24 protein-coding genes and 1 pseudogene are annotated in these 20,993 nt (G+C 35.8%); 19 read left to right on the top strand and 6 right to left on the bottom strand.

Annotation, left to right across the window (positions count from 1 at the left end; genetic code table 11):
- Positions 1-32 precede the first annotated feature (32 nt).
- Positions 33-377 carry a YqzG/YhdC family protein gene (locus C794_RS18720; RefSeq protein ID WP_017798711.1) on the top strand — a complete coding sequence of 115 codons (345 nt, stop codon included), beginning with the start codon at positions 33-35 and terminating at the stop codon, positions 375-377.
- A gap of 11 nt (positions 378-388) precedes the next feature.
- Here the strand turns inward: C794_RS18720 and C794_RS18715 are convergent, their stop codons facing one another.
- Positions 389-937 carry a GNAT family N-acetyltransferase gene (locus C794_RS18715; RefSeq protein WP_017798710.1) on the bottom strand — a complete coding sequence of 183 codons (549 nt, stop codon included), beginning with the start codon at positions 935-937 and terminating at the stop codon, positions 389-391.
- A 310-nt stretch (positions 938-1,247) separates the two neighbouring features.
- On the opposite strand from C794_RS18715, the gene C794_RS18710 reads away from it, so the two are divergent.
- Positions 1,248-2,420: a TraB/GumN family protein gene (locus C794_RS18710; RefSeq protein WP_017798709.1), complete on the top strand. Its 1,173-nt coding sequence runs from the start codon at positions 1,248-1,250 to the stop codon at positions 2,418-2,420.
- A gap of 81 nt (positions 2,421-2,501) precedes the next feature.
- On the opposite strand, the gene C794_RS18705 is transcribed toward C794_RS18710, so the two are convergent.
- Positions 2,502-2,681 (bottom strand): hypothetical protein, encoded by a 180-nt coding sequence (locus C794_RS18705; protein WP_017798708.1) that lies wholly within the window; start codon positions 2,679-2,681, stop codon positions 2,502-2,504.
- A 202-nt stretch (positions 2,682-2,883) separates the two neighbouring features.
- Between C794_RS18705 and C794_RS18700 the strand changes: the two genes are divergently transcribed.
- Both C794_RS18700 and C794_RS18695 read left to right on the top strand, forming a co-directional pair.
- Positions 2,884-4,104: a hemolysin family protein gene (locus C794_RS18700; RefSeq protein ID WP_017798707.1), complete on the top strand. Its 1,221-nt coding sequence runs from the start codon at positions 2,884-2,886 to the stop codon at positions 4,102-4,104.
- Positions 4,105-4,462: 358 nt separating this feature from the next.
- The gene (locus C794_RS18695) at positions 4,463-5,035 is read left to right on the top strand and encodes a dihydrofolate reductase family protein (RefSeq protein WP_017798706.1); all 573 of its coding nucleotides are present in this window, start codon (positions 4,463-4,465) and stop codon (positions 5,033-5,035) included.
- 85 nt (positions 5,036-5,120) lie between these two features.
- Here C794_RS18695 and C794_RS21225 read toward each other — a convergent pair whose 3' ends face one another.
- The 3 genes and pseudogenes from C794_RS21225 to C794_RS18690 all read right to left on the bottom strand — a co-directional run bounded on the left by C794_RS21225 (position 5,121) and on the right by C794_RS18690 (position 5,743).
- On the bottom strand, positions 5,121-5,249 hold the full coding sequence (locus C794_RS21225) for a hypothetical protein (protein WP_268258093.1): 129 nt from the start codon (positions 5,247-5,249) through the stop codon (positions 5,121-5,123).
- Between the two features lie 26 nt (positions 5,250-5,275).
- A pseudogene (locus C794_RS21105) lies at positions 5,276-5,371 on the bottom strand (DUF6366 family protein); the annotation flags it as partial.
- Positions 5,372-5,479: 108 nt separating this feature from the next.
- Positions 5,480-5,743, bottom strand: a complete 264-nt coding sequence (locus C794_RS18690; protein ID WP_017798705.1) for a hypothetical protein — start codon at positions 5,741-5,743, stop codon at positions 5,480-5,482.
- A gap of 182 nt (positions 5,744-5,925) precedes the next feature.
- Here C794_RS18690 and C794_RS18685 point away from each other — a divergent pair, with 182 nt between their 5' ends.
- From C794_RS18685 to hprK, 10 genes are all read left to right on the top strand, one after another.
- Complete coding sequence (locus C794_RS18685; RefSeq protein ID WP_017798704.1) at positions 5,926-6,219, top strand: hypothetical protein; 294 nt, start codon at positions 5,926-5,928, stop codon at positions 6,217-6,219.
- Between the two features lie 120 nt (positions 6,220-6,339).
- The gene (locus C794_RS18680; protein ID WP_017798703.1) at positions 6,340-7,311 is read left to right on the top strand and encodes a CobW family GTP-binding protein; all 972 of its coding nucleotides are present in this window, start codon (positions 6,340-6,342) and stop codon (positions 7,309-7,311) included.
- A gap of 52 nt (positions 7,312-7,363) precedes the next feature.
- Positions 7,364-8,479, top strand: a complete 1,116-nt coding sequence (locus C794_RS18675) for an NAD(P)/FAD-dependent oxidoreductase (RefSeq protein ID WP_017798702.1) — start codon at positions 7,364-7,366, stop codon at positions 8,477-8,479.
- On the top strand, positions 8,469-10,130 hold the full coding sequence (locus C794_RS20565) for a nucleoside recognition domain-containing protein (protein ID WP_017798701.1): 1,662 nt from the start codon (positions 8,469-8,471) through the stop codon (positions 10,128-10,130). The genes C794_RS18675 and C794_RS20565 overlap by 11 nt, the downstream gene beginning before the upstream one ends.
- 21 nt (positions 10,131-10,151) lie before the next feature.
- Positions 10,152-10,703 (top strand): dCTP deaminase, encoded by a 552-nt coding sequence (gene dcd, locus C794_RS18665; RefSeq protein ID WP_017798700.1) that lies wholly within the window; start codon positions 10,152-10,154, stop codon positions 10,701-10,703.
- A gap of 17 nt (positions 10,704-10,720) precedes the next feature.
- Positions 10,721-10,990 (top strand): 30S ribosomal protein S14, encoded by a 270-nt coding sequence (rpsN, locus tag C794_RS18660; protein WP_011067830.1) that lies wholly within the window; start codon positions 10,721-10,723, stop codon positions 10,988-10,990.
- 27 nt (positions 10,991-11,017) lie between these two features.
- The gene (locus C794_RS18655) at positions 11,018-12,175 is read left to right on the top strand and encodes an FAD/NAD(P)-binding protein (protein ID WP_017798699.1); all 1,158 of its coding nucleotides are present in this window, start codon (positions 11,018-11,020) and stop codon (positions 12,173-12,175) included.
- Positions 12,176-12,187: 12 nt separating this feature from the next.
- The gene (locus tag C794_RS18650; protein WP_017798698.1) at positions 12,188-13,363 is read left to right on the top strand and encodes a GTP-binding protein; all 1,176 of its coding nucleotides are present in this window, start codon (positions 12,188-12,190) and stop codon (positions 13,361-13,363) included.
- Positions 13,364-13,492: 129 nt separating this feature from the next.
- Positions 13,493-14,692: a GTP-binding protein gene (locus C794_RS18645; RefSeq protein ID WP_017798697.1), complete on the top strand. Its 1,200-nt coding sequence runs from the start codon at positions 13,493-13,495 to the stop codon at positions 14,690-14,692.
- A 112-nt stretch (positions 14,693-14,804) separates the two neighbouring features.
- Positions 14,805-15,725, top strand: coding sequence for an HPr(Ser) kinase/phosphatase (gene hprK, locus C794_RS18640; RefSeq protein ID WP_017798696.1), 921 nt, complete (start codon positions 14,805-14,807; stop codon positions 15,723-15,725).
- Positions 15,726-15,804: 79 nt separating this feature from the next.
- Here hprK and C794_RS18635 read toward each other — a convergent pair whose 3' ends face one another.
- Positions 15,805-17,058 carry a tetratricopeptide repeat protein gene (locus C794_RS18635; RefSeq protein ID WP_017798695.1) on the bottom strand — a complete coding sequence of 418 codons (1,254 nt, stop codon included), beginning with the start codon at positions 17,056-17,058 and terminating at the stop codon, positions 15,805-15,807.
- Between the two features lie 198 nt (positions 17,059-17,256).
- Between C794_RS18635 and C794_RS18630 the strand changes: the two genes are divergently transcribed.
- From C794_RS18630 to C794_RS18615, 5 genes are all read left to right on the top strand, one after another.
- Positions 17,257-17,631 carry a bZIP transcription factor gene (locus C794_RS18630; RefSeq protein WP_017798694.1) on the top strand — a complete coding sequence of 125 codons (375 nt, stop codon included), beginning with the start codon at positions 17,257-17,259 and terminating at the stop codon, positions 17,629-17,631.
- A 90-nt stretch (positions 17,632-17,721) separates the two neighbouring features.
- Positions 17,722-17,868 carry a hypothetical protein gene (locus C794_RS20765; protein WP_154648761.1) on the top strand — a complete coding sequence of 49 codons (147 nt, stop codon included), beginning with the start codon at positions 17,722-17,724 and terminating at the stop codon, positions 17,866-17,868.
- Positions 17,869-18,338: 470 nt separating this feature from the next.
- Positions 18,339-20,246 (top strand): BglG family transcription antiterminator, encoded by a 1,908-nt coding sequence (locus tag C794_RS18625; protein WP_311200324.1) that lies wholly within the window; start codon positions 18,339-18,341, stop codon positions 20,244-20,246.
- Positions 20,246-20,701 carry a PTS sugar transporter subunit IIA gene (locus tag C794_RS18620; RefSeq protein ID WP_017798692.1) on the top strand — a complete coding sequence of 152 codons (456 nt, stop codon included), beginning with the start codon at positions 20,246-20,248 and terminating at the stop codon, positions 20,699-20,701. Before C794_RS18625 ends, C794_RS18620 begins: the two co-directional genes overlap by 1 nt.
- Positions 20,694-20,975 carry a PTS sugar transporter subunit IIB gene (locus tag C794_RS18615; RefSeq protein ID WP_017798691.1) on the top strand — a complete coding sequence of 94 codons (282 nt, stop codon included), beginning with the start codon at positions 20,694-20,696 and terminating at the stop codon, positions 20,973-20,975. The genes C794_RS18620 and C794_RS18615 overlap by 8 nt, the downstream gene beginning before the upstream one ends.
- The last annotated feature ends 18 nt before the right edge of the window (positions 20,976-20,993 follow it).

Below are 20,993 nucleotides of genomic sequence, written 5' to 3'. Positions count from 1 at the left end.
AAAAAAAAGAGCTAACAGGAGGTGTTTATAAAATGATGGATAAAAAGCAGTCATTTTTAAGTTTTTTGATGGTAATGGTCTTAACTTTTATGCTTCCGATGAATGCGCTTGGTGCACCGGGAAATGACGCTCCGCAAGAACCTGCTTATGCGAAATGGGGCCGAATTGCCGTACAAGAAGTAAAAGCCAAATATCCTGAAGATAAAGTAGTGGATTACTTACATGTTGGCAGAAAAACAGATGATCAAGAGACCATAGAAACTTTCAAACTCTGGCTAGAAGGAAAGACGAAAGAGTTCGGTGTTGTTATCGATATTCATTTTGATACCGATACAGAAAAAATCACAAACATCCAATTTAAAGAGACGTCAAGATAATTTTTTAGAACCTATCTGAACCGATACCATTCGCTTGCTAACTTTCCGTATATGATTAGATCGACATAATGATCATATAGCCATTCTCCTTGGCGAATGAGTCCTTCTTCTTTGAAGTCAAGTCGTTCTGGTATAGAGCGGCTTTTTTGGTTTTGTACAGCTGCTCGAATTTCGATACGGTTTAAACCAATTTCGTGAAAACCGATATCAATCAATGAACGAACTGATGTTGTCATAATACCGTTTCCTTGAAATTGAGGTGCTAACCAATAACCAATTGGAGCGATTTTATTATGCCAGTCAAAATAATTAAATCCCACTAATCCTGCAAACTTTTTTTCAACAAAAATACCTAGTGTTAATGCCCGTTGGTTCTCTGCATTTCGAATCGTTTGATCAATAAATGTAAGGCAGTCCTCTGCTTTCCTGGTGGTATCCACCCATGGAAGCCATTCTCGCAAATAACCACGTGATTGATCCACAACGTTGAACATATTTTTTGCGTCCTTTAGTTTTAGTTGACGAAGCTTTACTTGATTATCGATTACATAGCTGAACATACGTATCATGCCCCCTAGAGTAGGTATCATTATTTTAACATAAAACGATTTAATGTGATTTACATTACTCAAATCAAGATAAAACAGCATTGAAGTTCACGAACTAGACAGAAATGTATTACAATAGATATGATAGGCTATGTAAACACATAGTGAATTGGTACAAAAAGGATAATTTAAGGGTAAATGTATGTGAAATTTCTATCTACACGGAGAAATGAGAATTACACTAGCAAGTACCTAATTATTCTTAAAAAATCCACGGATAGAAGATTCTCTCTATTTCATATTAGATAAGGAAGGTCCTACCATGTCGGAAGAAACCATTACACGGATACATAGAGGAAACAAAGAATATATTTTAATTGGAACAGCACATGTTTCAAAAAACAGTGCAGAACAGGTCAAAAAAGTCATTGATCAAGAGCAACCGGATGCGGTGTGTATTGAGCTTGATGCACAACGATACAAATCAGTGATGGAAGGGAATAAGTGGAAGGACACAGATATTTTTCAAGTCATTAAAGATAAAAAAGCAGTTATGCTATTGATGAACTTGGCTATCTCTTCCTTTCAAAAAAGAATGGCAAAACAATTTGGCATTCGTCCTGGGGAGGAAATGATTCAAGGAATTGAATCAGCAAAAGAACATAATGCAGAATTAGTTTTAGCCGATCGTGATATTCAGATTACATTTGCACGTATCTGGGGAAATATTAATCTTAAAGGAAAAGCAATGTTAATGATGCAAGTCGTGGGTAGTATTTTTAGTAAAGAAGAGATTAGTGAACAAGAAATGGAAAAAATGAAGCAACAAGATACGATAAATGCAATGCTCAAAGAATTTACTGAATACTTCCCGGATTTGAAGAAGCCATTAATTGATGAGCGTGACCAATACCTTTCGCAAAAAATAAAAGAAGCTCCTGGAGAAAAAGTAGTAGCTGTACTTGGAGCAGCACATGTTCCGGGAATTACAAAGGAAATTGAAAAGGAACATGACATAAAAAAATTAATGGAGCGACCAAAGAAATCGAAGGTTCCAAAAATCATTGGATGGTCCATTCCGATTGCGATTATTGCAATTATCGCTTATACCTTTATGATGAATCCGCAAGCTGGTTGGCAACAAACGCTTAGCTGGACATTATGGAACGGGTCTCTATCTGCTATTGGTGCTGCAGCAGCATTCGCCCATCCGTTAGCAATATTAACTGCATTTGTTGCTGCCCCAATTACATCTCTGAATCCATTGCTTGCTGCCGGTTGGTTTGCAGGGTTTGTTCAGGCCTATATTAAGCGCCCAAATGTTGGGGATTTCGATCAATTAGCGGATGATGTCCACTCGGTAAAAGGTTTTTGGCAAAATAAGGTAACACGAATTCTACTTGTCGTTGTCCTAGCCAATTTAGGTAGCTCGCTCGGTACGTTTATAGGTGGAGTAGATGTTGTTCGAGTATTTATTAATAACTTATTTGGTTGAGGCAATTTCATAATGAGAGATGACTCGAGATTCTGCATAGCTTGAATTGACATGTTTAATAAATATATGAAAAAAGACGCGTTAATGTGATACGCGTCCTTCTAATTCTGTCTGTTTAAGTTGTGCTAATTCGTTCATGAGCTTATCTTTTTCTTTCGATAACTTCATGAACTGATTATGATTCAACTTGCTCTCAGAAGCATGATCCATGCGTCTTTCAAGTTGATCAATTTTTTCTTGAAGGTCTTGCTGATTCCTCAATTTTATACACCTGCTTTTTACTGTTCTTATTATGTATATTAACGCTATATGCCCGTATCAAACATGAAATAGGGTTAAATTTGGCAGTTTATGAAAATAATATAAAAAAAGATGATATTTGAATACATTATAATAGCGTAGTTGGCTATATATCCGTTATGATAGTATTAATATTCTATAAGGAATCGGGAGGAATCAACCCGTGATCATTGCGATCATACTTTTATTATTTGTCTCAGCTTTCTTCTCGGGAAGTGAAACCGCATTAACGGCGACAAATAAAATGAAATTACAGTCAAAAGCGAATAATGGAGATACAAAAGCAGAAAAAATGCTGAAGTTAGTATCGAAGCCGAGTGAGTTTATTACGGCTATTTTAATAGGGAATAATATTGCTAATATCGTGTTACCGACATTGGTAACGATGATAGCAGTGCAGTATGGTTTTAATGTAGGATTAGCCTCTGCTATTTTAACGGTCACCATTATTATATGTTCTGAAGTTATTCCAAAGTCGATTGCTGCAAGTTTTCCCAATCAAATTGCTAACCTTGTATATCCTATCATTCGATTAGTAGTTACAGTATTAAAACCAATCACATTTTTATTAAATGGGCTGACAGGTTTCATCACGAACCTACTCTCTAAAGGACAGGTACAAACAGAGTCTGTTTCAAAAGAAGAACTCCGAGCGATTGTAGATATCGCTGACTCTGAAGGAACATTCCTTAAAGAGGAGAGCTCTCGTATTCGTGGTGCGCTGGATTTTTACAACTTAAATGTAAAAGATGTATTAAAAACGCCACGGGTAGAAATTGTAGCATTAGAGAATACGGCTACATACGATGAGGTAAAAGAACTTGTACTCGCGAATCCATTTACAAGATATCCTGTCTATGATGAGGATATTGATGATATTATTGGCGTGTTCCATTCCAAATATTTAATTGCGTGGACCGATGATAAGGGACAACCTTTTTCGAATTTTAGTGATACAGATCCGCTTTATATATATGAATTTAATAATATTGAATGGGTATTCCGTAAAATGACACAAGAAAAGAAACATATGGCCATTGTGTTAGATGAATATGGTGGTACGGAAGGTATTGTTACGCATGAAGATATTATTGAAGCGATGATTGGTTTAGAAATTGAAGATGAAATGGATGCTGAAGAAGATGCATTAATTGAGAAATTAACCGATACGCAAATTATATGTGATGGAAAAATCACACTGCATCAATTGAATCATGCGTTTGATACAGATATTCCTGAAGAAGAAGATGTACTAGCGGCTTATTTATTAACACACTTTACAGAGTTTCCAAAAGAAGGCGATGTGTTAGAGAAAGAAAACTTAACCTTCCACATCTTGGAAGTTGATTCTAGATATATCAGTCGCGTACAGATTATAAAATAAAAATGCAAGAATAGTAACTATCACAGTTGCTATTCTTTTTTACATAGTTAGAAACAAGACAACAATGATGAGCATGCTTATCTTTTATAGACTAACTTAGGGATGAGCAAAAATAATCGAATAAAAAATACGGTAAGAATACTTTTAAGGGTATTCGGATTATCGTGTGGAAAAAAACAAATTACTATCCAGATAGGACATTTTAACCTAATTAAGTTATTTCTAAAACAAAAAAGCAATCCAAAAGAAATCATTAAATATACAACTTGTTAGAATAAGAATGAAGCTTGATTGTGAATGAAAAAATCTTAATGCTTTTAAAGATGTTGACTGTGCAAACAAAGGAGATAACGAATATATGAGAAAAGTCGTTTTAAAAATGGATGTTTCTCTTGATGGATTTGTTGCTAAACCGAATGGAGATTTGGACTGGATTTTTGGTAGCTTTAATGATGAGTTGAAAGCGTGCCTTGTTGATACGCTATGGCAGGCTGACACGCATATTATGGGGAGAGTTGCCTATAACGATATGGCAGATCATTGGTCTTTTTCAACAGAAGTTTTTGCCCCCCCGATGAACGAAATACCAAAGGTCATTTTTTCTAAGACACTGAAGGAAGCAAATTGGAACCGCTCAAGAGTGGTAAGCGGTGATATTAAGGAGGAAGTTTCTCGTCTAAAGCAACAGCCTGGAAATTATATCTTGGCACACGGGGGAGCAAGATTTGCTCAGTCTCTTTCAAGGTTTGATCTGATCGATGAATACAGACTAATTATTCATCCTGTGGTATTGGGAAAGGGGCAACCCTTGTTCAAAAATTTGGCTGATATGATCAACTTGAAGCTATTAAATACAAGAGTATTTCATACAGGAGCTGTACTTCATACATATCAACCAGTACGAAAAGGGGGGAGTCCGCAGGAAAATTAATGGTTTCGTTTAACAAACGGGGGGACAATTAATCAAAACGATTGAGGAAAAGCATTTTATACCCCCTTTCCACACTATTTTCCGATTATCCACTTTTAAATACCGTATCTGGCCAATCTATCGGCGAGTTCGTTAGATACTTTAGTAATATGCTGATACCAAAAACAATTAGTATTCCAACTATAACGAGGCTAACTTCTTTTAATATTGCCAATATATTCACTCCAGTTTCAGGGTTTTCTAAAGTAACGATACAACGACAGTAACTAGGATAAGTGTAAGGAGTAGGATTAACGTAACTTTCCACCCCATATTACTAACGAGATTAGCGAGGCTACTGCCTTGTGAACTGCTAGTAGGATGCTTTAACTCTTCTTGTCTTAATTTTCTCTTTGTTGCTCCGGTTGCTCTTGACCATTATTCATTTATTTCACTCCTCTAATATTATGGAGAAGTAATGAATCGATAGAACAATTGATAAACCTTTGTGACAACGAGGACAATTACATATATAACGAGGATGTTTAGAAAAAATCCTGCCCATTGAAAACCAAAACTTCCATCTGCATAAATGACTAACCAAAATGCAGGAATGCCTAAGTATTGATCGCCGCTTGTAGTAGCTGTTTGTAATGCCGGAATAAATGAAATACCAACCATGATCGCGATGCTAATAATAAAAAGAATAAGGTACGTGATTTTTTTCATGTGAGTACTCCTCGTTTTCTTATTGTATATAGTATATATTGGCATAAAAAAAAATGAACGTAAATCCCTCCGCTTTAATCCTTTTTTAAAAAATATGGTTATTTTCTTGTAAAAAGAATAATACAATGATATAGTGTTTCTATAAATCGTAATGATTACGTTTTGTGTCGAGGAGTGTTAATGTGTATGAACATATAGAAGAAGAGTTTCTTTCCAACATAATCGATGAATTACCAAAAAAGGAAAGACAAATTTACCAAGCATTTATAGAAATAGAAGATATACTGATCCAAGAGGCAGATACCTACGAACAACTGCTGAATATGGTTTCAACATATTCTCCTCATAAAAGAATTGCGAAGAAGCTGGGTGTATCATTAGAAGTACTACTGGAACAGTTAAGCGATATCGATGAAAAAGTAACAAGAAAACTAGAAAAAAGAAAAACATTTCTTTACTGGAAAAGTGAATTATAAGAAATATCCACTAAGTACTGGATATTACGTTGAACTTGCCTAAGGGTTCATATTTTTTTGGGTATTAATCGTAATGATTACGAGTAATAAAAATTCCATTTTAGAGGAGTATTGGAAAGCATGAAAAAGGATCCAAGGACGCCCGTTACTATAGTGACAGGATATTTAGGTGCAGGAAAAACAAGCTTTTTAAATCATTTCCTTCGCCAAACAAACGAAAAAATAGCTATTATCGTAAACGAATATGGTGATATTGGAATTGATGATCAGTTAATTGAAAAGACAAAAGAAGAGATTATTGAAATCAATAAAGGTTGTATATGCTGTAATGTACGCAAAGATTTAATAGACACATTATCGATGCTTTCATTTACTAGAGAACAAGGGATGATTGAATTCGATAGAGTAGTAATAGAAACAACCGGCTTAGCAGACCCCGCACCGATTGTTCAAACATTCCTAATGGATTCTAAAATGATTGAAGCGTACGACATAGATAGTGTCTGTACGATAGTGGATAGTAAGCATATTTCCATGCATTTAGATCAGAAAGATGAATCACTTAGCCAAGTAGCATTTGCAGATAATATTATATTGAATAAGATTGATTTAATTTCTATTGACCAGTTAGAAAAGTTGAAAAAGAGAATAACAAAGATAAATCCGTTTGCTAATATATATGAAACAACAAACAGTAAGATTGATATAAATAAAGTTATCCATTTCTATTCATTTGATTTAAAGGATAAATTACAAATGCATCCTGCGTTTTTACATGACACCCATCACCATCATGATAACGTAACTTCTTTATCGTTAATAGAAACACAACCTCTAGATCTAGGAAAACTAAATCTGTGGTTTTCTTATTTAGTTCAAATACTTGGAGAAAGTCTATACCGTTACAAGGGTATTTTATATATCAATGGAAAAAAGAAAAAGTATATTTTCCAAGGTGTTCATATGTTGTTTGCAGCAGAAGAACAAACCGAATGGGGAGATGCGTCACCAAGAAGCGAGATCGTATTTATCGGAAAAGACTTAAACAAGCAAAAATTAAAGGAACAATTTCATAAATGTATCTCAAGATAAAAAATTTTAAAAGTTTAATCGTAATCTTTACGATATAGGAAGAAGGAATAAGATGGTTAAACACTATGATGTTCTTATCGTTGGAGCTGGAGCATCGGGAATCGGTATTGGAATACTACTGAAACAGATGGGCTGTGAGAGTTTTTGTATAGTTGATAAAGGAACTATAGGAGAGACCTTCAGGCGTTGGCCAATAGAAATGAGGTTTATCACTCCTTCCTTTCCAGCGCAAGGGTTCGGGCAGACGGATTTAAATGCGATTGCCCCAAAAACCTCGCCAGCATATACATTAGATGAAGAACACCCGATCGGAGAAGATTATGCGGAATACTTAGACTTACTAGTGGATCATTATGCTCTACCGGTAGAAGAGGAGTTTGAAGTATATAATCTCAATAAACGAAAGGATCAACTTTTTGAAATAGAGACATCTAAAGGAGATGTACTAAGTAAATATGTTATTTGGGCAGCTGGAGAGTATCAATATCCAGCTGTAGAAGCTATTTCTGGAGCAGAACACTGTCTTCATAGCAGCCAAATTCAAGCATGGGAAGAAATGGATTCAGAACAATATATCGTAATAGGCGGATATGAAAGTGGAGTGGACGCCGTTTGTCAATTGGACAAAGCACAGAAAAGTTCCACACTTATTGCAAAAACCCCAACATGGGAAATTGACAGCAGTGATCCAAGTACTGCTTTAACGCCATATACTTATAAGCGATTAAGAAAATCAATGATGAATGGAAGAATAGAATTAGTACAAAACCAAACTGTTGTTTCCGTAGAAAAAAAAGATGATAAATATCACGTATATACACAGGAAGGCAAGAGATTCACAACTTCAAAACAACCAATTTTAGCAACTGGATTTAAAGGAAGTACGTCACGTATCCCCAAGCTATTTCAATTTGGAAAACATGGTGAGCCATTAGTTAATGAAAAAGATGAATCTACTAAATGTAATAATCTCTTTCTTGCTGGGCCCGAATTAAGGCATGGGAGTCATGTGTTTTGTTATATTTATAAGTTTCGACAAAGGTTTGCTGTGGTAGCTGAAGAAATTGCAACGAGATTAGCTTTAAATACAGAGGTTCTAGAAATGTATCAAAAAGAAAATTTTTATCTTTATGATCTTTCCAATTGTGGGGAACGTTGTGAGTGCTAATTCAAAACAAACATTTGCTTTAGTCGGCTTAGAATCTGTAGGTAAGTCTGCTATATTTAGGCAATTAACAGGAAATCAAGCTGGAGTGGAAACGAATATAAAAGGTTCTACCGTCGTACTTACTTCTGGTTTTATAAAAGAAGCACCTACGATTAGGGTCGTGGATACTCCGGGAATTCGTTATGAGAATGACAGCCATACAACCAAAATGACGTTAGAACAGGCGGAGGATTTAGATCAGCTGATTCTAGTGGTCAAATCCTCTCGTTTAAGAGAAGAACTTCAATTGTTAGAAGATCAGTTGAATTTAAAAGGGAGAAATATCACAGTTATTGTGACGCATAAAGATAAATATTTACCGACGGAAAAAGAGAGACAGTTCATTAAAGATTTATTAAACGTACCAGTCATTTGGTGTAATAGTCGACTACTGCATTCTTCTGATTTAAAGGGCATTCTAAAGTCACTTTCCCTTTCTTCAGAATGGAAGTTAAACAGACATATACTGCAATTTCTTCCATCAGAGAAAGAAATTAAAGAAGATAATTGGTTTGAAACCATGATGGTGCATCGATTTTTGGGGCCATTGATATCTATATTATTAATGATTTGTATGTTTGCTTTTCCGGTCTTCCTAGCTTTTCTATTTTCCAGTTACTTCGAGACAATCACCGAAAATATAATTATTTCGCCGCTGGAAAATATTTTTATGAATTATTCTGCATGGATACAGGAATTATTTATCGGTCAATATGGTGTACTGACACTTGGATGGTTTTCGTTTCTATGGGCCTTTCCAGTCGTTATTCTTATGGGCATAAGTACATCGATAGCAGAAGAGACAGGGATTCAAGAACATATTACCTATGCATTGGATCCATACTTGCGAAAAATAGGATTAACTGGTAGAGATTTGATTCCAGTATTAACCGGATTTGGTTGCAATGTAGTGGCAGTAATGCAAAGCAGAAGTTGTAGTAGCTGTACTAGAGGCGCATGTATTTCCATGATTTCATTTGGCTCTGCCTGTAGTTATCAGATAGGGGCATCTTTATCATTATTTGGAGCAGCTGGACATCCTATATTATTTATTCCTTATATTTTTCTACTGTTTGTTGTTGGGGCAATCCATACTAGGTTATGGCAAAAAAATGGTGTGCCATCTACAATGATGAGCTCTCTTCCATATTTACAACGAATGACATGGAGAGGGACTGTGTTTCGTGTTAAAACGATCGTGAAGCAATTTCTTCTCCAAGCAATGCCTATATTTATATTGATATGTCTGATTGCTTCTGCGCTTAACTATTTCGATATAATACGCGTTTTATCGGTATGGATAGCACCATTATTAGGAATATTTTCGTTACCAGCAGAAGCTGCTCCAGGTGTCGTATTTTCTATCCTTCGAAAAGATGGAATGATGATTTTAAACGAAGGACAAGGAACGCTATTACAATCAATTGGAGTTTGGCAATTGTTTATTGTCGTTTATTTAGCATCTACCATCTCATCTTGCTTGGTGACGTTGTATTCGATAACAAAGGAATTAGGCTATAAATATGCATTAAGTACTTTCTCCAAACAATTTGTTACTTCGATTATAAGCACATTTATATTATCGATAATCTTATATGCGTTATATAACTAACTGTAAGGTGGTGATAATGATTTGATTCTATCTAGTGAAACAATCAGAGAAAAACTAGATAAAAAAGAGCTATTAATTGAACCATTAGATGATGAAAATATTCAACCCGCATCTATTGATTTAAGACTAGGACAACATTTTCAAGTATTAGATGAATATACAACGAGTAAAATTTCTATGAAAGAAGAAGGATCATACCAAGAGATATTCATTGGGGAAGGTGATTCGATTATGATTCCGGCCCATTCATTTATGTTAGCAACAACAAAGGAATTGGTAAGATTATCTAATAAATTTACTGCATTTATAGAAGGAAGAAGCTCTATAGGCAGGTTGGGGTTATTCGTACAGAATGCAGGGTGGGTCGATCCTGGATTTGAAGGAAGAATCACATTGGAACTTTTTAATTCAAATCGATTTCCTATTGAATTAATAGAAGGAAGGAGAGTATGTCAATTAGTTATTGCGGAAGTAGATAAGCCTACAACAGCTTATCAAGGAAAGTATAGTAAACAACAAAGTACAACTACAAGTGCAATCCATATGGATAAAGAAAATCTAATTTTAAAATAAGAAAGGTGATATTTAGGATGGCTAAAAAATCAAAAATAGCAAAAGAGAGAAAGAGACAACAGATGGTCGAAAAGTATGCTGAACTTCGTAGGGAGTTAAAGGCAAAAGGTGATTATGAGGCAATAAGAAAATTACCTCGTGATTCTTCTCCAACTCGGTTAACCGGTAGATGCGAAGTGACAGGAAGACCAAGAGGATATATGAGACAGTTTAAAATGTCTAGGATTGCTTTTAGGGAGTATGCGCATAAAGGACAAATTCCAGGTGTGAAGAAATCAAGTTGGTAATGTAGAAGAAGGAGAGGCTACTGTCTTATGTATAAATGGATTGTTATTGGTGGAGGTGTACAGGGATGCTCTGTAGCCTCTCGTCTACTTATAGAGAAAAAAGTAACGACGGAAGAGTTGCTTATTATTGACCCGCACGCTGAGCCATTAGAAATGTGGCAACGAATCACGAGTAAAATCGGTATGCAGTATTTAAGGTCACCGGTAGTACATCATTTAGAAGCGGATCCATATAGTTTGAAGAAGTTTGCGAAGCTACATGATTTTACACAACCTTTTAAAGGAAAATATGGTCGACCTCGCCTAGATCTTTTTAACGACCACAGCTTAAATGTTGTAAATAAAACAGGAGTAAGAGATTCTTGGAGACAAGGTTTGGTTAATAAGCTTGCAAAGCATAGCATTGGTTGGGAAGTAAGTGTACAAGATGGCCAGAATTTCTATGGGGAGCGTGTTATCTTAGCCATAGGGGTGAATAATACGCCACATTTCCCTACCTGGGCACAAGAATTACAAGACAACGAGCGTATGAATCATATATTTGACTTAAAAAAAGACCTCCCTAACAGTGGGAATATAATCGTTGTTGGCGGTGGTATGACAGCTGCCCAACTCGCATCCAATTTGTCAAAGCAACAAGATGTTAATTCAGTTACATTAGTAAAACGTCATCCTTTTCGTATTCACCGCTTTGACAGTGATCCGGGCTGGCTTGGTCCTAAGTTTTTAACTAGCTTTGATAAGTTAACGAATTATAAGAAAAGACGTGAAGTGATCCAAGAGGCTAGGTATCGCGGTTCTATTACAAAGGATGTCTATATAAATATTAAGAAACAAATAAATACTGGTAAATTGCATGTTTATAATGGAGGGGTTGTATCTGCAAAACTAGAAGGTCAATGTATACAACTGCTGACTAGTCAAGATGAAATGTTAAGTGGTGATGCAGTTTTATTATCCACCGGAGCTGAACCTAGTTTACCAGGAAGAGAATGGTTGAAAGAAGCTATCGATCATATAAGATTACCTTGCGCTCCTTGTGGTTTTCCGATCGTCTCCAAATCATTAGAGTGGAAAAACGGTCTATTTGTTACAGGAGCTTTAGCCGAGCTTGAGATAGGGCCAGTATCACGTAATATTGCCGGAGCGAGAAAAGCAACCGAACGAATCTTACAAACCGCATAGGAGGAAAATCAATTGTCTAAGAGGATACCAGTTACAGTGTTGAGCGGATATTTAGGTGCTGGCAAAACAACACTGCTGAACTATATATTAAATAACAAACAAAATCTAAAAATAGCTGTCATCGTAAATGATATGAGTGAAGTTAATATTGATGCAAGTATGGTAAAAATGGGAGGATTCAGTAGAACGGAAGAAAAACTAGTAGAGTTACAGAACGGATGTATATGCTGTACATTAAGAGAAGATTTGATACAAGAAGTAGATAAACTTGCTAAACTGGATATCGATTATATCGTTATAGAATCTTCCGGTATCTCAGAACCAATTCCAGTTGCTCAGAGTTTTATTTATGAAGACGAGGAATTGAAAATTAATCTTAGTGATCATTGTAGTTTGGATACGATGGCAACAATTGTAGATGCTAATCGATTTTGGAATGATTATGGCTCTGGAGACAGTTTGCTAGAGCGTAATCAAGAAGTAAATGAGAGCGATGAAAGAGAAGTAATTGATTTACTCATTGATCAAATCGAATTTGCAAATGTAATCATATTAAATAAAGTAGATTTAGTCGATAAGGAACAAAAAGAAGAATTAATGGCTGTACTCCACCAATTAAATCCTGAGGCGCAAATGATACAGACGGAGTACGGTGCCGTACCATTGGAAGCAATACTCCATACGGGTTTGTTTGATTTTGAAAAAGCTAGCCAAGGAGCTGGGTGGATAAAGGAGCTCAATGAGGAGCATATCCCAGAAACAGAGGAATATGGGATAAGTTCGTTTGTGTATCGCCGGAATAGACCTTTCCATCCAGAAAGATGGTATGAATGGTTAAATAATTGGCCGAATGCTATTATCCGGGCAAAGGGTTTTTTCTGGTTAGCTTCAAGAAATAATGTCACTGGATTACTATCACAAGCAGGTACTTCACTATCTATTCAAGGAGCGGGAAATTGGGTAGCGACGTACCCAAAAGAAGAGCGAAAGTCATTAATTATCGAGGATCCGAATCTCCTAGAACATTGGGATAGTAAGTATGGAGATAGGATGAATGAGTTAGTTTTTATCGGTATAAAAATGGATAGGCAAGCAATTATGAAAGAATTAGATACATGCTTATTAACAGATTCGGAAATGGAATCCGATTGGAATAAATTGATAGATCCATTGCCAGCTTTTAGTTAGGAATTTTAAGTAAGAAATGTAGTTTTTTTTAATAACTAAATCGTAATCGTTACGTTATATTAAGTGGAGTCTCTTCATACAAGTCAATCTGATGGGCTATTAAAATTTGAAAAAGCAAAGGAGAAAAATATGAGAAGAAAAATCCCAGTTACTGTGTTGAGTGGATATTTAGGTGCAGGAAAGACTACATTACTAAACCATATTTTAAATAATAGGGATAATCTTAAAGTAGCTGTCATTGTAAATGATTTGAGTGAAGTTAATATTGATGCAGATCTTGTGGAGACAGGAGGCAATTTTTCCCGAACGGATGAGAATCTAGTTGAGATGTCCAATGGTTGCATTTGCTGTACGCTAAGAGAAGATTTGCTAGTAGAAGTGGAAAAAATCGCTAAAAAAGGAGATATAGACTATATTGTCATTGAATCATCAGGAATTAGTGAACCCATCCCCGTTGCTCAAACATTTTCTTATATTGACAAAGAAATGGGTATCGATCTTACGAATTTCTGTCGATTAGATACGATGGTGACGGTGGTAGATGCGTATCGATTCTGGCATGATTATGAATCAGGAGATAAATTACTCGACCGTAAACAGGCAGTAGGAGAATTAGATGACAGAAATTTAGCAGATTTACTTATTGATCAAATAGAATTTTGTGACGTTTTAATTATTAATAAATGTGACATGGTGAGTGAAGAACAGCTAGAATCATTGACTAAAGTAATACAAACATTACAACCAGATGCCAAAATTATTCAGACAAACTATAGTGAAATTATTCCAGAAGAAATACTAAATACTAATTGTTTTAGTTTTGAAAGGGCAAGTCAATCTGCAGGATGGTTAAAAGAATTAATGGCTGGTCCACAAGAACATACTCCCGAAACAGAAGAGTATGGAATTAATTCATTTGTTTATAGCAGGAGGGTTCCTTTTCATTCAGAACGTTTTTATAACTGGATTAGTCAAATGCCTATTGCAGTCGTACGTGCAAAGGGAATTTCTTGGTGTGCAACTAGAAATGATTTAGCACTTTTACTCTCTCAAGCAGGGCCATCCGTATCCATAGAGCCAATCTCATACTGGGTAGACTCTTTATCTAAGCGAGAAAAAGAACGTATATTAAAAAACAATCCTAATTTACGAGAAGATTGGGATGAGTCATATGGTGATCGTAAAACTAATCTTGTATTCATCGGTGTAGATCTTCCTAAAGAAGCAATTATCAAAGAACTTGATGAATGCTTATTAACACCAGAAGAAATGAGAAAAGATTGGTCAACGATGAATGACCCGTTTGTGTGGGAAGTCGCTACACAGTAGCTCAGTAGAATGAACCTAACCATGTGTTTGATTCGCAGATCCTTTTCTGTATCTTTCCCCCTTGATTCGTTATAATTAAAGAAGCATTAGGAACGTAGAGGAGTGCAACGGAGTGAAATCCATTCAAGTACAACAACTAGTAGAAGAATTTAATTTAGAAGTTTTAGCGGGAGATGACCATTTAGAGCGGACAATTACAAAATCTCGGACACATCGGCCAGGCCTTGAGTTTATTGGTTACTTTGATTTCTTTCCGATGGAGCGGGTGCAGATATTAGGAAAAAAGGAAATTAACTATCTCCATCAGCTAAATGAGCAAGAACGAGATATACGAATTGGGAATGTTGTAAATTACCATCCACCCTGTTTTATTGTGACTTCTGATCAAGATGGGCTTACTTACTTGAAAAAATATTGTCATGCAGAAGATATTCCTCTATTACGAACGAAAGATACGACAGTGGATTTTATGGCAAAGGTCGATCATTATCTTACTCGAAAACTAGCTGCAGAAATTGCAGTTCACGGAGTGTGTATGAACGTATTAGGGATCGGTATTTTAATTCGAGGAGAGTCCGGTGTTGGAAAAAGTGAACTGGCTCATACGTTACTTGGGCGTGGGCATCGCTTAGTAGCGGATGATATCGTGGTACTGAAACGATTAAGCCATAAAACGATACTTGGTACGCATAATGATAAGAACAAGGAGTTTCTAGCATTAAGAAGTGTTGGCCTATTAAATGTAGTCCGAGCGTATGGAAGTAGAGCTTTCCAAGATGAAACACGTATATCGCTTGATATAAAGCTATCGAAATGGGAAAAGGACTCGCTACATAATGAACTGGAATTTGAAACGCAGTACCGGGATTATATGGGGGTACATGTGCCAAGCATTGAAATTCAGTTGCAACCAGGGCGTGATGTAGCTGGATTGATAGAGGCGGCAGCGAATAATTGGTATTTACAACAACAAGGTTATAATGCAGCAGAAGACTTTATGAATCGAATTGAATGGCAGGATGGGGATGATTGACCCCATCCTTTTTTATATTGAGAACAGTTCTATTGAATAGATTTTCCTACGCACAATCTAATTGTTACTGATTTGAGGACTAAAACATTGTCCCAAACTGCAGCGTAATCGCAGCAGCAAGCAATAGAATGAGTAATATGGTTGGCCAAGGTGCGTATTCTTTCTCTGGCGTTAATGTTGTCGTTGTTGCAGCTACTTCTTGATTTCCGCCTGGTTCTGGAGATGCGGTCTTTAAAGTAGTTACATCTAATTTTATTACGTTGTGATCACTTTCTGAATTCCATAGATGGATGAGTACTTTTTCCAAGTCAGTGATTGGTAACGCCGGCTGTAACTTTGCATTACTGTCTGCAAAAATGTTGCTCTGTGTACGAGCTCGCCCCCATAACAAGGTTAGTTCTGTCATGGTGAAACCTACTTTAGAGAGTTTGGCTCTTGTAATTTGTTGACTGATATAACCCCAGATAAGATAGATAACGACAAGAGCCAGTCCATATCGTCCTGTTAAAACTCCGAGTAATACGAATTCCGTAACAAAAAGAAGAAACGAAACGAGCATAACCGAGATATTCTCTTTAAATACGTTTCTCCATAACCATACAGCTGGTGTGGCAAAAGCGTTTTGAATCATATTGTTGATTTCCCGTTTCGCTCGAACAACGGCATTTTCGGTTGGATGAATCTTTTTGAATGAGGTTCGAATTACAGTGTTTGCCGGATCCAGTTGTCTTGCTTTGTTGATTAATATCTGTGCTTTTTTATATTTTCTCCTATCGTAGGCAATGAGCGCAAATCGGTTTAGAAAAGCAGGATTATTAGGTTCCTTTTGTAATGCTAGCTCTTCGTATTTTTGTGCTTCTTTATTGTCTTTTAAAAAGTAAAGCATATATGCGTAATATGCGACGTATTCAGCGTTATCTGGATTCAATCGTATTGCTTCTTGATAGGACTTTTTGGACTGGTTAAAATCGACATTCAAATGAATAAGTGCATGCATAAAATGAAAATAATCATTGTTAGGGTAAAGCTGTCTCGCGGTTTTGGTGAGGTTCTTCCATTTTTCTTGTTGTAATTCGGTCTCATGGTAGAAAGCAAGTGCAATCGTTAGCGATTCTTCACTTTCTGGAGCTAATTCATATGCTTGATTAGCCCAGGATAGTGCCTCTTTTCGTTCATTTATGTAATAGTGATGCAGTGCTTTTAATACATAACCAATTGGACTATCGGGGTGAGAAGTGATTGTTTCTTGTGCAAATGAAATTGATTGTTCTATTTTCTCGCTTAGGACGAGCGTTTTTAGGTGTGCAATCTTGGTAATGTTCGTATCTGCCATCGAATCATCCTTCATAAAAGTATCATTTTTTAAATAAGTCTAATTTTATTTTAGCTAATTATCCATAAGTTGGCTACAAAATTTGCGGACAACTTTACAATAATAATCAGAATATTGTGAATTAATCACGAGTTTGTTTTACTATTACATACAATAGTTAGTATGGTTGAGCAATTATGTGATAAAGGGGTAGAATGAATGGCGAAGACTGACAACGTAAAGCAACCGTTTTACAAAAATATTTGGATATGGTTCGTAGTAACGGTTGTGGCAGCTTTTGGGGTTACTTTTTTCGTGATGGACGACTCTGCAGAATTAGAAGCATTGGAAAATAATAATACGACGTTGCAAGAAGAAAATAAAGCGTTAGAAGAGAAACTAAATCTTCTCGAAGATGAGAATAGTAGTCTAGAAGAAACGGTGCTTACTTTAGAGGAAGAAAATAGTAATCTCGTAAGTGATAATGAATTATTGTATAGTGATATTACGTATTTAGTGGATTATGTCACAGAATTAGAAACAGCATTGAATGAGGCTTATGAAATTATCGAGGATCTTGAGGCAGGGAATTAATTATGTGGTTTTTCACTATTCATGTACGGTTGGGGTGCTATAATATATAAAATGTTAGAAATAGTGCGCTAGATCCGGAGTGAATAACGAATGCAAAAAGTCATTCTGTTGTTCATTATAATGATATTACTGAATGGCTGTAGACAAGATGAAGTTTCACGTGAAACAGCAATGGTACAGTTTACATTAATTGAGCCAATAAGAGGTGTCACTCACAGTTGTATCGGAAGTATTTGATGGTGAACCGTATCGGATATTGGGATGAAAATAAAGGAAAAGCCAACTGATAATTTTATAGAATCGGATTTAACGATTCGAACAATGCATCACTTTGCGTTTCAACAAAATGGAAATGTCATTCATGAAGGAAAGGTAGAGTGGCTGAACTTAATGAGGAAAATATGTATACGATTTTGATAGAATAAATGTTTGCAAGGTCTTGCTGCTAGAAGGTGGCAAGGCTTTTTTGCTGGGAGATTTTGCTATAGTTATTTTACATAGAAGCATAATATATTGAACTTACATATAGAAAGATGGATAATGAGTTTTATTTTAATGTGGACTAGATAAAGTAAAACAAAAATTCAGTGGGAAAATTACTCTCCGTCCGTTTTCTAAGCAGAGATACTGATATTTTTTTACCACAGTTGTGTTAATTTTCGTTCTTTAGATAAATAAGAAGAAATAATAAACTAAGCTTAAAGGTGATGAACATGTTATCAACGAGACAAAAAAAACTACTTACCAAGCTTATAGGAGCGCATCAGTATATGACCGTGGACTTTTTGGCAAAGTGGTTGGATGTTAGCCAGAAAACGGTTCGCAATGATTTAGAAACGTTAGCTAGTGTTCTTGAAGAAATGGGCTGCTCTTTGATTCGAACTCCTGGAAAAGGCGTTCTTCTTTATGCCGATAGTGATGTGAGAGAAGAACTTATGGATTCATTAGAATTAGCGACGTCATTAGTTGATAAAAATGTCCAACTTACTATGGTGAGCTTATATGTCTTAATGACAGAGAATGTAACGATTCAAAAAATAGCGGACGAATTCTATCTTAGTCGATCGAGTGTTCATCAGATTCTTTTAGAAGTAGAAGAATTATTTGATCCGTATAATTTACAGCTCACGAAGGAAGTAAGAAAAGGACTGTTTATTCATGGTACAGAAAGAAGCAAGCGAAAAGCTGTTTTTTACTGGTTATCGAGTAAATGGGTAGATTTGAATACGATATGTAGCTGGCTTCCGATGGACATTAACGAACAACAAACAATTGCTACTTGGATTAGTTCCTGTGAAGAAGAAAGAGGCGTGTTGTATAGTGAAGACTCCAAACGACATTTATCGTTGTTCTTAGTTTGGTGGAAAAATCGTGTAAGTGTTGGTACATCTGTGTTTATTCCGAAGAAACATCGTATCCATAATCCTATTATTGGTACGATTGATAACTATCTAAACCAATTATCTAATGAACCGGAATTGATGGATAACGAGAAGAACTTTGTTCATCAGATTTTTGACCAACTAAAAGTAGTCACCTATGAATTTGAGGCAGATGATTTAGATCACTATAAGCGAGAACATGCGTTTACGTTGTATCTTATTCAGGAGATTTCCAAAATATTAGAAGTGAATCTAGCCTCCGATAAGAAATTAATGAATGATTTAATGTACCATGCAAAATCGGCGTTCTTAAGAATGGAGCAAGGTGCAGAGATAGATAATCCTTATACAGAAGAAATTAAAATTCGCTATCGTGCTATTTATGAGATGGTTCACCAGATTACGACGGATATGGGGTATAAAATGGTAGCGGCAGAAGTAGCTTATATTACGATGCATATCAGTTCCGCATTTGAAAGAAGTGGAAATAAAAAATATTTACCCAATGTTATTGTCGTATGTACGACTGGACTAGCTACTTCTTCAATCTTAACAACGAAGTTAGAACATATTGAACCAGGATTTCATTTGGTAAGAGTCGTTAGTTCTCAAGAAGTGGATGAGGAGTTATGTTTAGATAATATTGATTTTGTTTTGACAACTAGTAAATTATCGATTGATTTTGCCAGTGATACGAAAATCTATCGTGTAAGTCCGTTGTTATTGGATGAAGAGAAAGCAAAAATTCAGCATGAAGCGCATAAAGTCGTGAATCGTAAGCAGCTTCAACGTTTTAATGAAGTATATCAACATGCGACTTCGATTGTGCCGACCTTATTTGATGAACAAGTTCATATTAGTAAAACTAACAATTGGCATGATGCCATATCTATTGCTGCAACACCTTTATTAGAAGCAGGATATATTAAGCAAGGTTATATTCAAGAAATGATAATGTCTGTGGAGCGTAACGGAACCTATATGGTCTTTCTTCCCAAAATCGCATTCGTACATGCGAGCCCTGAGAATGTTATTAAAGAAGGGATAAGTATGACGGTTTTTGAAAATGACATGATATTTGGGTCTAAAAATCCGGAAGAAGTCAAAATCATTATTGTACTTGCTATTAAAGAATCACATAATCAAGACTTTTTACAACTTTATAGATATTTAGAGAATCAAGCGGTTTTCGAAAAACTAATAGACAGCAACAATCAAGAGTGGAGGAAGTAATGTTGAAGCAACTACGAAAAAATCATATATCTATACTAACAGAAGCAAAAGATTGGCGATCTGCCATTGAATCATCTGGACAATTACTTGTTAAGTCAGGAGCGGTAACAGAGCAATATGTAGAAAGTATGGTTGCTTCTGTAGAAGAGAATGGGCCATATATTGTAATCGCTCCCGGAATCGCAATTGCCCATGCAAGACCAAATAAAAGTGTGAAAGAAAATGCATTGGCTTTGGCTATTTTGAAGGAACCAGTAACATTTCATAGTAAAGAGAATGATCCAGTTGACCTCGTTTTCTCTTTCTCTGCAATAGGAGATGAATCTCATCTTAAAATGATTGAGCAATTATCTATTTTTTTAATGAAAGAGGAGCAAGTGAATGAATTAAGGAATGCTTCAACAATTGAAGATGCATATCAAATCATATTAAAAGGAAGTGAAGGCAATGAGTAAATTAAAAATAATGACTGTGTGTGGGTTTGGATTAGGTTCATCTATGGTATTAAAAATGAATTTAGAAAGTGTGTTAAAAGATGTAGGGATTGAAGCAGATGTCTTTACAGGAGATGTAAGTTCTGCCATTGGCACAAGCTGTGATTACATTTTTACCAGTAATGAATTAGCAAACAACTTAAAAACTTCTGCAACAACACCGGTAGTAGTGATTAATAGTTTTGTAAATAAAGAAGAGATAAAAGAAAAGGTGCAACAAGAACTACAAAGCTAATCAACCATATAAAAGGGG

It is taken from the genome of Oceanobacillus kimchii X50 (assembly GCF_000340475.1).
Classification (GTDB): domain Bacteria; phylum Bacillota; class Bacilli; order Bacillales; family Amphibacillaceae; genus Oceanobacillus; species Oceanobacillus kimchii.
This window is presented reverse-complemented; position numbering and strand designations above follow the sequence as displayed.

Bases quoted from the DNA above. Each gene is read 5' to 3' on its own strand.
- C794_RS18615 (WP_017798691.1), top strand. From the start codon at position 20,694: ATGAGTAAATTAAAAATAATGACTGTGTGTGGGTTTGGATTAGGTTCA.
- C794_RS18645 (WP_017798697.1), top strand. From the start codon at position 13,493: ATGAGAAGAAAAATCCCAGTTACTGTGTTGAGTGGATATTTAGGTGCA.
- C794_RS18620 (WP_017798692.1), top strand. From the start codon at position 20,246: ATGTTGAAGCAACTACGAAAAAATCATATATCTATACTAACAGAAGCA.
- rpsN (WP_011067830.1), top strand. From the start codon at position 10,721: ATGGCTAAAAAATCAAAAATAGCAAAAGAGAGAAAGAGACAACAGATG.
- C794_RS18655 (WP_017798699.1), top strand. From the start codon at position 11,018: ATGTATAAATGGATTGTTATTGGTGGAGGTGTACAGGGATGCTCTGTA.
- C794_RS20765 (WP_154648761.1), top strand. From the start codon at position 17,722: ATGCAAAAAGTCATTCTGTTGTTCATTATAATGATATTACTGAATGGC.
- C794_RS18625 (WP_311200324.1), top strand. From the start codon at position 18,339: ATGAACATGTTATCAACGAGACAAAAAAAACTACTTACCAAGCTTATA.
- C794_RS18710 (WP_017798709.1), top strand. From the start codon at position 1,248: ATGTCGGAAGAAACCATTACACGGATACATAGAGGAAACAAAGAATAT.
- C794_RS18720 (WP_017798711.1), top strand. From the start codon at position 33: ATGATGGATAAAAAGCAGTCATTTTTAAGTTTTTTGATGGTAATGGTC.
- C794_RS18695 (WP_017798706.1), top strand. From the start codon at position 4,463: ATGAGAAAAGTCGTTTTAAAAATGGATGTTTCTCTTGATGGATTTGTT.
- C794_RS18680 (WP_017798703.1), top strand. From the start codon at position 6,340: ATGAAAAAGGATCCAAGGACGCCCGTTACTATAGTGACAGGATATTTA.
- C794_RS18630 (WP_017798694.1), top strand. From the start codon at position 17,257: ATGGCGAAGACTGACAACGTAAAGCAACCGTTTTACAAAAATATTTGG.
- C794_RS18715 (WP_017798710.1), bottom strand. From the start codon at position 937: ATGTTCAGCTATGTAATCGATAATCAAGTAAAGCTTCGTCAACTAAAA.
- C794_RS18690 (WP_017798705.1), bottom strand. From the start codon at position 5,743: ATGAAAAAAATCACGTACCTTATTCTTTTTATTATTAGCATCGCGATC.
- C794_RS18675 (WP_017798702.1), top strand. From the start codon at position 7,364: ATGGTTAAACACTATGATGTTCTTATCGTTGGAGCTGGAGCATCGGGA.
- C794_RS18635 (WP_017798695.1), bottom strand. From the start codon at position 17,058: ATGGCAGATACGAACATTACCAAGATTGCACACCTAAAAACGCTCGTC.